Genomic DNA, 12,315 nt, shown 5'->3' with positions numbered 1-12,315 from the left:
GTGCTCAATGGATATTACGAGCGATACCCACAGCCAGCATATCTCTCGCCAGTTCAACCAGGAGCTGGAAGAGCTGAAAACCCACCTGATGGCCATGGGCGGTCTGGTGGAAAAACAGGTGCAAGACGCCGTTCACGCCCTGCTGGAAGGCGACAGCCGCCTGGCTGAAAAAGTGCGCGATAACGACCGCCAAGTGAACGACCTGCAACTGCAGATCGATGACGAGTGTACCCGTGTACTGGCCCGCCGCCAGCCGGCCGCTTCTGACCTACGCTTAGTACTTGCCGTCATTCGCGCCACTTCAGACCTAGAGCGCATTGGCGATGAGGCGAGCAAAATTGCCCGCAACGCCCTGCTGCTGAGTGAAAACAGCGGCAGCATTCGCGGTCTGGTCGAAGTGCGTCACATCAGTGAACACGTGCGTAAGATGCTGCGCGATGCCCTGACGGCCTTTGCCCGCTTCGATACCGAACTGGCCATGCAGGTTGTGCGTGAAGATGAGTCGGTGGATGACGAATACGGCAGCGCCATGCGTTCTCTAATGACGTTCATGATGGAAGATTCGCGCTCGATCAGCTCGGTGCTCAGCATCATGTGGGTACTGCGGGCACTGGAGCGTGTGGGCGACCACGCCAATAACCTGGCGGAGTACGTGGTCTACCTGGTGAAAGGCTTGGATATTCGCCACAGCGACCCCGACACCTTAGATCAGGAGGTGCTTAAAAAGTCTTGACCTAGCGGGTAATTCCTCCTGCAATACGCCCAGATGACACATCTGGGCGTTTTTATTTAAGGAGCAAGCATGGTGGATGCGATGACGGCGTTGAGCCAAGGCACACGCTTGGTGTATCAGAAAGGGCTGCGGCGCTATATTTTCCTGCCGATCCTGGTCAATCTCATCGTGTATGCCAGCATGCTGAGCGTGGTGTTCAACCGCTTTGATGGCTGGCTAGACAGTGCCATGACCATGGTGCCCAGCTGGTTGGAGTGGCTCTCTTGGCTTATTTGGCCGCTATTTTTCATCAGCCTATTGGTGGTGATCTTTTTTACCTTCACCCTCGTTACCCACCTGATTGCCGCACCGTTTTACGGCTTTTTAGCCGCAAAAGTTGAGCGCCAGGCCACCGGCCGTGAGCCGCTGGATGATCGCGGGCTGGCTAAAACGGCCGTCGATGCGCTGGGGCGCGAGCTGGTCAAGCTCGGCTACATTCTACCGCGCATGGTGGCGCTGTTTATTATCAGCTGGATTCCAGGCCTCAACCTGCTGGCCCCCCTGTTATGGGCGCTGTTTTCCGCCTGGGTGATGGCGATTACCTACCTTGATTACCCGATGGATAACAACAAGGTCACGTTTCGCGATATGCGCAGCCGCCTATCGCGCCGCTGGTGGCCCAGCCTCACCTATGGCGGGCTGGTCATGCTGGTCACCTGGATACCGCTAGCCAATCTGTTTTTGATTCCCGGTGCCGTTGCCGGTGCGGTGCTGATGTGGGATGGCCATTACCGAGACGCCCAAGATGTGGCTAAGTCGTAGCGTCATCCAATGCATAGACGCAAAAAACCCCGCCTAGGCGGGGTTTTTAGTGGTAACGCTGGCTTACCAGCGGATACCGTCACCTTCGTCGCGGTTCAGCTCGTTGGCATCATAGCCCGCTTTACTCGTCGTACTGCTGTCAGAATCACTGGCGCTGCTTGAAGTGGAGTAGTCGAACGTATCACCTTCATCGCGGGTCAGGTCGCTGCCAGAGTACTGAGCCGGACCAGAGGTGTTGTGCGAGCTAGGCTGCACCACATCGTGGCCTGCAGAGCGGTCTTTGTTCAGCTCGATGGACGTATGGGCAAAGGCCATTGGGCTTGCCACTAAGCCAAACGCAACGCCTAACACAGCTGTTTTTTTAGCGAATTCTTTAAATAGCATAGTTTACTACTCCCTTAATATGGAGCCAGTCAGCGTAGGCTTAAGAACAATCAGGGCGCCTACGACTAATGGCTAACATTACATTTAGTTATTGCATCTGCGATGCCAAAAAACCTATAAAAACAAAAAATATATTAAAATCAATCACATAAAATATAATTTTTGTGCGCAATACAAATTTGCGCACGTATTATTTGCTCAAAATTATTGTGCAATAATGACACATGCGTCAGTTAAGTGACTCCAATTGACCCACTGACTTGCCATCTGGCTGGGTGCGACATGAAAAGCATCTGCTTGAGAGTATGCGCCACGGTGGGGGGTTTGTCTTTGTATCAGGTAGGCACAAAAAATTAGACCCCGCAGGGCGGGGTCTTGATCACTCTTACTTATCAACGATACTGACGTCTGGCTTCCTCTCCTTTTGCGGGACTCCAACCTTGGAATTTACCCTCACCAGCGTATTGATCGTTTTTAGATTCGTTCCGTGAATCTCAGAGCATCCATGCTTATAGGACATCCTTGCCCGTCAAATGCTCACTCCTAAGCGTAAGAGTTTTTTACAGCTTTGCAAAAAATTGTCACCAATTACATGCCGCTATTTTCTTCAGGTAGCTCTTCGGTGCTGTCAAAGGTAGCATCCGAGTCGTCGCTCATGGAATTCGGCTCCATGTCGCTGGCGTTGTCGCCCTCGTCATGGGTTAAATTTTGTGTGTCGTGATCAGACGACATCGTTGAATCACTAGACTGAGATTCTACTGGCTGCTCATCCGGTGAGATGTTATCTGCTGGATCTGCAGGCTCTTGAGCCATTGCAAGTGGGCTAGCTACTAAGCCGAACGTTACACCTAAAATACCAGCTTTCTTGAGTAGTTCCTTGGACATCATATTCCGTCTCCTCGATCGCTGTGAAATACCGCTTTTTAAGGAAGAGTGACTCGTCGTCTTACCAGTTCCTGCGGTAGTCTTCCTTACTAAGTAAGTTGCAGCCGTTGTGCCAACTATTTCTATTAAAAACAAAAAAACTTAAAAAACATGTATTTATATAGAAAAAGATATGCCAACTAGCTTTCCAGCGCAGGCTCAAACCGTCCATTAACTGGCTACATATGACACATGCGCGGTGTTTGACCATATTTGCATGCCAATATGGCACACTTATACATAGGTTATGCAAACAGAGAGAAGAGGGGACCGACTTGAAGCCGGGTTAGTCGTTAACGACACGGGCAGGAGGGAATACACAACGGAAAAGAGCGCCTTCACCTGGCAACGACTCTACTTGAAGCTGCGCATCATGACGCAGCAAAACATGCTTCACAATAGCAAGGCCAAGCCCCGTGCCGCCGGTGGCCGTGCTGCGCCCTTTATCAACGCGATAGAAGCGTTCCGTCAGGCGAGGGATATGCACTGGATCAATTCCCTCACCGTCGTCATCTACCTCAATACAAGCGCTACCGCTGGGCATCGCTGCCCAACGAAGCGTGATTTGGCTACCAGCAGGTGTGTAACGTATCGCGTTGAACGCTAGGTTCGAAATAGCGCTGCGTAGTTCCTGCTCACTGCCCACCAAGCGCGCCTCACACTCGAGCACGATCTGTACATTATGCTGCTGGTTAGAAAGCGCCAGCGCATCGCGACGAATACTCTCAAGCATAGGCCCTACGGCTAATGGCTGATGATCTTCGCCACCTCGGTCAATTTCAAGCCGCGAGAGCAGCAGCAGGTCATTCACCAAGTTCTGCATGCGCTTGGTCTGCTCTTCCATCTGGCCAATGCCTTTGCCCAGGCGCGGCGGCAACAGCTCTTTAAGGTCACCGTAGGTTTCCAAATAGCCAGAAAGAACCGTCAGCGGGGTGCGCAGCTCGTGGGAAACATTGGCTACGAAATCGCGGCGCATCTGCTCCAGACGGTGAAGACGGGTAATATCCCGCGCCATCACCAAACGCTCATCATCGCCATACAGAGTAATTTGATACTGAAGGATGCGGCGCTCATCGATAGGCGAGGTCAGTGTTAACGGTTCGCCATACTCACGGGCGTTGAAGTAGCTAATAAAACGAGGGTCACGCAGAAGATTGGTAATATGCTGGCCACGGTCATGGGCTATTTGCAGGCCGAGCATTTCTGTCGCGGCGCTGTTCCACCACTCTAGGTCGCCGTGGCGGTCTAGCATGACGACGCTGTCGCGCATCGCTTCAGAAGACTCTTGGATACGCGCAAGCGTGGCGCGCAGGCGGTTTTGAGTGATGCGCTGGCTTTTTTGGTAACGGTAAAGGCGGTCAAATAGCTCGCCCCACATGCCCGCAGCAGCAGGAGGTTCATCGTGGGGATTGAGCGTTAGCCACTTGTAGAGCGCTCTAAGCTGGCGGAGTTGATACACCAAACAGAGCGTCAGACCCGCAGCTAACCCGAAACCGGGGTAACCCAGCAGCCATCCCAGGCACATCCCCAGGAAAGCCAGCCAGATAATTCGCCACAGTTCACGGCTCCACAAGCGCACAATTACACCCGAGCAGAGAAACGATACCCAGTGCCGCGCACTGTTTGGATGAGGTTCTGGTGCGCTTCACCTAGCGCTTTGCGCAACCGGCGAATATGCACATCCACCGTACGCTCTTCCACATACACGTTACCGCCCCACACCTGATCAAGCAGCTGGCTACGGGTATAAGCGCGCTCTTGGTGGGTCATAAAAAACTGCAGTAAACGGTACTCGGTGGGGCCCATCTCTAGTGCTTTACCGTAAGCACTCACTCGATGGCTGATGGGGTCCAGCAGCAATCCGTTGATTTCGATAGGGTCTTCCACACCGCGTGGGGTTGCTCGGCGCAGCACGGCTTTCAGACGCGCCACCAGTTCACGGGGTGAAAACGGCTTAGTGATGTAATCATCTGCGCCAGCTTCTAGCCCCTGAATTTTATTATCCTCTTCGCCTTTGGCGGTGAGCATAATAATAGGCAGTTCGGCGGTGGCTTCTTCGCGCTTGAGGCGGCGGGCCAGCTCAATGCCGCTGGTACCTGGCATCATCCAGTCCAGCAGCAGTAAGTCGGGCTGGTGGTCGACCACCATCGCGTGGGCATCCTGGGCGTTGTCCGCTTCAAGCACGCGATAGTCAGCCATTTCCAGCGCCACAGCGATCATCTCGCGAATGGGCGCCTCATCATCGACAATCAGTACGGTCTTGGCGGTCATTCCAGGGCCTCACGGTGTTCTATGAAAACTCGTTTATGCGAAAACAGTTCAATGACATGTCTGTGACGATAACACCATGACTTAATGACAATTCTATGACACCCAGCGGAATTAACCAGCCATAGGCCACCAACTCAGTACAAATCCGGCAAATACCAGCAGCCCCGACCAGTGGTTATTCAGAAACGCCTGGAAGCAGCGGTCGCGGTCACGGTGAAAAATTAACCGCTGCTGATGGGCAAACGTCGCGGCCATGCCTGCCAAACCCAGCCAGAAAAAACCGCCTAACCCAACCCGTATACCTACCCAGATCAGCAGCGCCAGCGTCGCCAACTGCAGCAGGCCAATGATGAAACGGTCGGCGCTGCCAAACAGCACCGCAGTGGATTTAATGCCAATTTTCAGATCATCATCGCGATCCACCATGGCGTACTGGGTATCGTAAGCCACCGTCCAGAGTAAGTTGGCGCTGAACAGTATCCACGCCTCAAGCGGCACGTGGCCAAGCACGGCACCAAACGCCATCGGGATCGCCCAGGAGAACGCCGCTCCCAATACCACCTGGGGAAAGTGGGTGTAGCGCTTCATAAACGGATAAATAAACGCCAGCAGCACCCCACCCACAGAGAGCAGTACCGTAAACCCGTTGGTCAGCAGCACTAAAATAAAGGCGGCGGCTACCAGCGCCACAAACAGCAGCTGCGCTTCGGTTTCGCTAATTCGCCCGGTGGCCAGAGGTCGATGCTTGGTGCGTTTCACATGGCCATCAACGTGGCGGTCGGCGTAGTCATTCACCACGCAGCCTGCGGCGCGCATGACATACACACCGGCAATAAAAATCAGCAGTACATCACGGCCCGGCACGCCCTCTGACGCGACCCACAGCGCCCAAAGTGTGGGCCACATCAGCAGCCAAGTGCCAATGGGCCGGTCCAAGCGCATTAGCTGTAAAAAGTCTGCCACTCGGGCCCACCCGATCGGGCGCAACAGAGAACGGTCCATGCTCATGCTTACCTCGTCAAAAAAGCTGCTGCGTTAGCCTAGCGCGACGGAAGGCCCAGCGCATCCGCCATGGTAGATAAAAAATACTCCTGAACCAGTAACGAAAGCCCGCCATGTTCAAAGACAGAGCGCCGCCCCCATAAGCTATTGGCCGATAGCCCCGGCTGCTGGTGGGTAAAACGTGGCGGCGTCGCTGTGGCTTCCAGCGGCCCGCGAACCAAATCGGGCTGCTGAAATAGCCAACTGCCTAACGAGCGTTCACCCAACTTCCCCAAACCTTTCCCCTGTAGCTGGTGAAGCGGGGCCACCGAACGCGCTACCACCCACGGCGTTTCATCAATACACAGTGCCACCTCGCGCAGCCACGCGTAACGGCGAGGAGCAATGCTTAGAGCCAAGGCTTCATCGCGCTGGGGCAGGCCAATGGTTTGACGCAGCAAGCGCACCCGAAACGTTCCAGGCTCGCCAGCGGCCACAAGGCGCGCGGTTAAGGAATCCGTGGACGCTACCCACTGCCACCAAGGCGCGCTCATGGCTGGCTGAGCGGCGGCCACGGGCAGCCACTGAGGGAAGAGCGAAAACGCAGGTGTGGATAACACAGGGGCGGTCACCTAGGCCTCCAAGGCGGTCAATTCAGAGCGGGCTAGTGTAACATGGTGGCTTTACAGGCTTTTGTTCCACCGACGTTTGGTGACGGTATGCCCGACTCACACACGACATCTTCCAGAACACCTCATCACCACGCCGCGCTGGTGATTGTGGGCACTGGCATGGCAGGCGTTGGCCTAGCCCGCACGCTGCGACGCCAAGGGGATACGCGCACAATTACGCTGGTCAGCGCTGACAGCGGCGATGATTACAGCAAACCGCTGCTGTCGACAGGCTTCGCCAAGCGCTTGAGCCCTGACAAGCTCGCCCAGCGCAGCGCTGAAGCGCTCGCCGATGAATTAAACGCACATATCGTTACCCACACCCACGTCACGCAACTGGATGTGGATAACCTCGTACTGCAACTCAGCAGCGGAGCAACGCTTGGCTACGATGAGCTAGTGCTCGCCACCGGCGCGGCCCCTCGCACGCCATTTCACATACCGAGCGAGCTGGCCGAGCGCTGCTTTACCGTCAACGACTTAGATGACTACCGCCGCCTACACGCAGCGCTCAACCAGCCTACCCGCGTGGCGATTATTGGCGCCGGATTAGTCGGCTGTGAATTCGCCAACGACCTGCACGCAGGGGGGCACCAAGTCACTCTGATTGCGCCAGAGCGCGCTCCGCTGCCGCGCCTGCTTCCCGAGCCGTTAGGCCATGCGCTGGCCGACACCTTCCAAGCAGCGGGCATTCGCTTGGCGCTAGGGCGCACCTTAGCAACATTCTCCCAAGATGCTGATAACGACTTGGCGCTGCGGCTAGACAATGGCGAGCGCCACACGGTCGATATCCTCCTATTAGCCACTGGCTTGGTACCCCGCACGCAGCTTGCCGAAGCGGCCGGGCTGAGCGTCAGCCCCAGCGGCATACAGGTTAACCGGCAGCTACGCACCAGCCATCCGCATATCTATGCGCTGGGCGACGTGGCCTGTATCGACGGCGTGAATGCAATGTACGTACAGCCCCTGCAGGCCAGTGTAAAAGCGCTGGCCGCGACGCTGGGAGGCTCCCCAACATCGGTGAGCTTTGGCGCTTGGCCAGTGATGGTTAAAACGCCGTTATTGCCCGTCGTGGCTTACCCACCGGCTCAGCCGCCGGAGCACTGGCGAATTGAAGGCGACGGCGATGATTTTACAGCGCTAGCCGAAGATAAAGACGGACGTTTGATTGGTTTTGCGTTGACAGGCAGCTGCGTGAGAAGGAAAGTGGAGCTTTCCAGAGCTGCCCCAGCCCTGCTAGGCTGATTTGCGCCGCATTCACGACTAGGCTAAAGAGGCTCTGCCTGCTGGGGTGGAATGAGCTGAGCTACCGACAACATTGATGTTTGTTTTTTCACAAGGGAGATTCCTTTATGCGCAAACCTGAACTCGCTGCTGCTATTGCTGAAAGTGCTGACCTGTCTAAAGACAAAGCGGGCCAAGTCCTCAATGTCATCCTGGACGAAATCACCAACAGCGTCGCCAAAGGCGAAGACGTTGCCCTGATCGGCTTTGGCACCTTCACCGTTCGCGAGCGCGCTGCCCGCACCGGTAAAAACCCGCAAACCGGCGCTCCGCTGCAAATTCCGGCCAGCAAAAACGTGGCGTTTAAGCCCGGCAAAGCACTCAAGGACGCTGTTTCCTAATGAAGCTTTCGCTGACGCTGTGGCTGCTGGGCTTTATGCTCAAGCGTGCCCTGCGCCGCAAGCCGCGCTTTCGTGAGCAGCTTGAACGCATGCGCGGCCTCGACTGGGGTGTTGCCACGGAAGACCTAAGCATTGCCCGCTACTACCGGATGACGCCTAACGGCGTCACCACCGGAAAAGGGCTGCCCGTCGATCTAGACCTTGAGCTACGCTTTCGCGACCAAGACGCTGCGCTGCGCATTCTCAAGAAGCCTACCCAGCAGGCATTTCTAGACGGCATGGTGGCAGGAGACGTCCGCCTCGTCGGCGACTCCTCCGATATGAACAAGCTGCAAAAACTGCTGAAGTATCTATAGAAAAGTACGTGAATAGAAGTACTTATAAAGAAGTACCTATAGCAATGCTTTGCAGCCTAGCACGATCAGTGAAGGGTCAATCCCGCAGAGGTATAACAGGTATCGATGGACATACCTCATCAACGCTTAGTGTACTTCCGCGTTACCCTTGAGTCTGGCTCTGTGCGCCGCGCGGCGGCGCGCTTGGATATCGCTCCCTCGGCGGTCAGCAGGCAAATTGCGCTGCTGGAAGAAGCCCTGGGGGCGACGCTCATGGAGCGCCAACGCGATGGCATTTCACCTACTCCGGTGGGTGAAATGCTGCTTGAGTACTGCGAGCGTCGCGGTGCCCTTGATGAAGGCTTTATTGCCTCGCTTGAATCCTATCAGCGCATGGAAACTGGCAAGATATCGCTCACCGTCGGTGAAGGGTTCGTCAGTGACTTAGTGGCCTCCCCCCTGCACGAATTTACTCAACGCTATGCGGGCATCCAGCTCGATATCCATACGGCAGGCACCTCGGGCATCATTGATGCGATTGTGGGTGATCACAGCCACATCGGCTTGATGTTCCATGAACGGACGCATCCCCAACTTCGTTTCTGGTCCTCCAGCCCTCAACCGTTGATGGCAATTTTACCGCCCAATCATCCATTAACCTGCCAAACGTCGCCGCTCACGCTGACCCAGCTTAGCGACCAGCCCATGGCCATGTGGGACACCACCCATGGCGTGCGCCAGATGGTCGACCAAGCCTTCCAGCAGTCTCGCATCGCGCCGCGTATGGCCATGAATACCAACTCCATGGTGATTCTGGCGCAATATGTACGCAGCGGCATGGGCATTACCCTGCTGCCTGCTTTTGCCGTTGCGCACGATTTAGAAGTAGGAACGCTGGTGGCACGGCCGGTCGATCATCCTCTGTTTCAACGCTCACAGGCCCACATGGTCACGCGGGTAGGACGCCAACAGCCTAAGGCCAGCATCCTGCTACTGCGCCATCTACAGCGCTGGATGCAGGCCTTCCGCGACCCAGCGTTACATCAGCCAACACCACTGCCGTAACCAAACGCCACGCTGGCCTCTGGCGCGGTTTCCACCCATACGCTTTGCGGCACGGTATATTCGCGTAGGCCATCCAAACCACTGGAGCGGCCAAAACCGCTGTCTCCGAAACCACCAAACGGCGACATGACGCTGATCGCCTTATAGCTATTGATCCATACCGTACCGGCACGCAGTTGCCCGGCGACACGATGCGCCCGCGCCACATCCTGGCTCCATACCGCACCCGCCAAGCCAAAACGGGTCTCGTTGGCGAGCTGAATGGCTTGCCCTTCCCCGTCAAAGGCCATAGCGACCAGTACCGGGCCGAAGACCTCTTGTTGGGCGATTTCCATATCAGGCGTGACATCGACCAGCACGGTAGGGGCGATAAAGTAGCCCTGGGCTTCGTCAGACAAGCCTTCAGGACGTTTGCCCCCGGTGAGCACTCTCGCGCCTGCCGCTTCGGCGGCCTCAATCATGCGAGTGACCTGCTCAAATTGGCGGCGATTCTGTAGCGGCCCCATGCGCGTCGCTTCATCGCTGGGTAACCCCACCACAATTTGTTCTGCCGCCCGCGCCAAGCGGCGGGTGACTTGCTCAAACACCGAGCGCTCAATTAATAAGCGCGAGCCCGCCACACAGCTTTGGCCCGCAGCGGCAAAAATGGCCGCTTGGGCACCGGCAACGGCTTCGTCTAATTTGGCATCGGCAAACACAATATTGGCGGATTTACCGCCCAGTTCTAATACGCTGGGCACCAAGCGGCGGGCCCCCGCTTCGGCAATCATCCGCCCACTTTGGGGGGAGCCGACAAATACCAATTTACTGATAACAGGGTGGTCGGTTAGCGCCGCGCCGGTCGTTTTGCCCAGCCCATTAACAATATTGATCAACCCTTTAGGCAAGCCGCCACTTTCGAGCTGTTTAGCAATCACTACCGAGGTGAAGGGCGTCAGCTCAGAAGGCTTCAGTACCACGCCATTCCCTGCTGCAATGGCCGGGGCCAGCTGCCAGGCGCAGGTAAACATCGGCGCGTTCCACGGGGTAATCTGCCCCACTACCCCATAGGGCACGTGGCGCACATAGTTAAGATGCGAGGTAGGCACTGGAATCACTTCGCCGTGCTGCTTGTCGCACCAGCCCGCATAGTATTCAAACATCTCCCGTACTTTGCCTACTTCAGCCCGGCAGTCACGAATTGGCTTACCGGCAACAACGCTTTCCAGCTGCGCCAGCGCTTCTTCATGCCCCTCTAGCCGACGTATGGCAGCATTCATGCGCCGCCCACGCTCGCTGGCAGTGAGCGCCATCCACTCGCGCTGCCCCCGCTGCGCTGCTTGAGTGGCGCGTTCAATCAACCCAGCGCCCGCATCACGGTAGCTCGCCAGCGCTTCGCCAGTGGCCGGGTTAATCAGGGTGATCTCTTCGCCTTCTCCGGCGACTAAAGCGCCATCAACCCAGTTGCTTAGCAACGTGTCGGCGGCGAGGCCGAAGCCTTTCAGCAGCTCTGTAAGATGGTTGCAGGCGTATTGGCTGAGTGAGTTCATTGGTTCCCCTCCGCTTGGCTGGCACGGGCTAAAATCGGCGTGGTGATATGGTTAAAGTCGTCGCTATCGGTGGGCTGTTCAGGGTTGGCGTGCCAAGCATCTACAACAGCTTGTAGCAGCGGTAAGGGAATGCCCAACTGCTTAGCGGCATCCCGGGCCAAGCGCAGATCTTTACGCATCAAGCCCGTGGTAAAGCCTGAATCGAAGCGCTCGCTCAGCACCCACTCGGGGAAGTTCACCTCACTGATGGCGCTGCCCCCGGAGCCGCTATTGATGCCCGCCAAACAGGCGGCGGGGTCAACGCCCGCTTTGGCTGCCATCGCCACAGCTTCAGCGGTGGTGATTAAGTGCGCCGCACACAGGTAGTTATTGGCAAGTTTTACCACGTGACCGCTGCCTGGGCCGCCCACATGGGTGCGCTTGGCCGAAATAGCTTCCAGCATCGGCATGACCCGCTCAATGGTGGTGTCATCACCGCCTAACAGCATGCCCAACTTGCCACTCGCCGCGCCTTTAGGGCCGCCGCTTACCGGGGCATCCAACCAGTGAAGCCCTGCGGCCGTCACTTTTTCGGCTAATTCACGACTAACAGCAGGGTCGCTGGTGGAGGTATCCACAATCACACTGCCTTTCGGTGCTAGCGTGAGTAGGCCTGGGGAGTGTTCGATCACCTCACGCACATGAGCAGAGGTGGGCAGCGAAAGCAGATACACATCGCTTGGGGGCAAGGCATTGGGAGCCACCACGGCGAGTCCAAGGCCTTCGAGTCGTGCCCGTGCTACGTCAAACACATCGCTGCCCGTGACGGCAAAGCCTGCCGCTTGAAGGGTGAGCGCCATATTGCCGCCCATCTGACCCAACCCAACCACGGTGATCGATAAAGGGTTCGCAGCTAAAGACATGATTAAACTCCTTTCAATGCCATATTCTGGGTAAACGCTCCCCTACCCAGTGGGCATCAGAGAGCGAATCAACGCGTTAAGTCACGGTGACGAC

14 protein-coding genes are annotated in these 12,315 nt (G+C 56.4%); 6 read left to right on the top strand and 8 right to left on the bottom strand.

The annotated features are described in order from the left end of the window. The first annotated feature begins 7 nt into the window (after positions 1-7). Positions 8-733: a phosphate signaling complex protein PhoU gene (gene phoU / locus R0J87_RS00180; RefSeq protein ID WP_498883559.1), complete on the top strand. Its 726-nt coding sequence runs from the start codon at positions 8-10 to the stop codon at positions 731-733. A gap of 69 nt (positions 734-802) precedes the next feature. Next, positions 803-1,534: a sulfate transporter CysZ gene (gene cysZ / locus R0J87_RS00175; protein ID WP_498883557.1), complete on the top strand. Its 732-nt coding sequence runs from the start codon at positions 803-805 to the stop codon at positions 1,532-1,534. Between the two features lie 63 nt (positions 1,535-1,597). Here the strand turns inward: cysZ and R0J87_RS00170 are convergent, their stop codons facing one another. From R0J87_RS00170 to R0J87_RS00145, 6 genes are all read right to left on the bottom strand, one after another. Next, entirely contained in the window at positions 1,598-1,918 is a 321-nt protein-coding gene (locus R0J87_RS00170; RefSeq protein WP_404344302.1) for a hypothetical protein, read from the bottom strand. A 588-nt stretch (positions 1,919-2,506) separates the two neighbouring features. Beyond that, complete coding sequence (locus R0J87_RS00165; RefSeq protein WP_498883555.1) at positions 2,507-2,806, bottom strand: hypothetical protein; 300 nt, start codon at positions 2,804-2,806, stop codon at positions 2,507-2,509. A gap of 322 nt (positions 2,807-3,128) precedes the next feature. Continuing rightward, on the bottom strand, positions 3,129-4,421 hold the full coding sequence (phoR, locus tag R0J87_RS00160) for a phosphate regulon sensor histidine kinase PhoR (RefSeq protein WP_404344304.1): 1,293 nt from the start codon (positions 4,419-4,421) through the stop codon (positions 3,129-3,131). A gap of 2 nt (positions 4,422-4,423) precedes the next feature. Further along, complete coding sequence (phoB, locus tag R0J87_RS00155; protein ID WP_404344305.1) at positions 4,424-5,113, bottom strand: phosphate regulon transcriptional regulator PhoB; 690 nt, start codon at positions 5,111-5,113, stop codon at positions 4,424-4,426. Between the two features lie 111 nt (positions 5,114-5,224). After that, positions 5,225-6,115: a 4-hydroxybenzoate octaprenyltransferase gene (gene ubiA, locus R0J87_RS00150; RefSeq protein WP_498883786.1), complete on the bottom strand. Its 891-nt coding sequence runs from the start codon at positions 6,113-6,115 to the stop codon at positions 5,225-5,227. A 38-nt stretch (positions 6,116-6,153) separates the two neighbouring features. Continuing rightward, positions 6,154-6,726, bottom strand: a complete 573-nt coding sequence (locus R0J87_RS00145) for a chorismate--pyruvate lyase family protein (protein WP_498883553.1) — start codon at positions 6,724-6,726, stop codon at positions 6,154-6,156. A gap of 87 nt (positions 6,727-6,813) precedes the next feature. On the opposite strand from R0J87_RS00145, the gene R0J87_RS00140 reads away from it, so the two are divergent. From R0J87_RS00140 to R0J87_RS00125, 4 genes are all read left to right on the top strand, one after another. Further along, positions 6,814-8,010, top strand: a complete 1,197-nt coding sequence (locus R0J87_RS00140; protein WP_498883551.1) for an NAD(P)/FAD-dependent oxidoreductase — start codon at positions 6,814-6,816, stop codon at positions 8,008-8,010. A gap of 107 nt (positions 8,011-8,117) precedes the next feature. Continuing rightward, positions 8,118-8,390, top strand: coding sequence for an HU family DNA-binding protein (locus R0J87_RS00135; RefSeq protein ID WP_018918476.1), 273 nt, complete (start codon positions 8,118-8,120; stop codon positions 8,388-8,390). Further along, positions 8,390-8,746: a hypothetical protein gene (locus tag R0J87_RS00130; RefSeq protein WP_498883549.1), complete on the top strand. Its 357-nt coding sequence runs from the start codon at positions 8,390-8,392 to the stop codon at positions 8,744-8,746. Before R0J87_RS00135 ends, R0J87_RS00130 begins: the two co-directional genes overlap by 1 nt. Positions 8,747-8,851: 105 nt before the next feature. After that, positions 8,852-9,790: a LysR family transcriptional regulator gene (locus R0J87_RS00125; protein WP_089675576.1), complete on the top strand. Its 939-nt coding sequence runs from the start codon at positions 8,852-8,854 to the stop codon at positions 9,788-9,790. Here the strand turns inward: R0J87_RS00125 and R0J87_RS00120 are convergent. Both R0J87_RS00120 and R0J87_RS00115 read right to left on the bottom strand, forming a co-directional pair. Further along, positions 9,769-11,319: an aldehyde dehydrogenase family protein gene (locus tag R0J87_RS00120; RefSeq protein WP_498883547.1), complete on the bottom strand. Its 1,551-nt coding sequence runs from the start codon at positions 11,317-11,319 to the stop codon at positions 9,769-9,771. The two genes, R0J87_RS00125 and R0J87_RS00120, sit on opposite strands and share 22 nt — an antisense overlap. Next, complete coding sequence (locus R0J87_RS00115; protein ID WP_498883545.1) at positions 11,316-12,221, bottom strand: NAD(P)-dependent oxidoreductase; 906 nt, start codon at positions 12,219-12,221, stop codon at positions 11,316-11,318. Before R0J87_RS00115 ends, R0J87_RS00120 begins: the two co-directional genes overlap by 4 nt. Positions 12,222-12,315 lie beyond the last annotated feature (94 nt).

Source organism: Halomonas sp. SIMBA_159, assembly GCF_046536035.1.
Lineage (GTDB): Bacteria > Pseudomonadota > Gammaproteobacteria > Pseudomonadales > Halomonadaceae > Vreelandella > Vreelandella venusta_A.
Note: the sequence above shows the minus strand (reverse complement) of the source record. Positions and strands in the feature narration are given on the sequence as shown.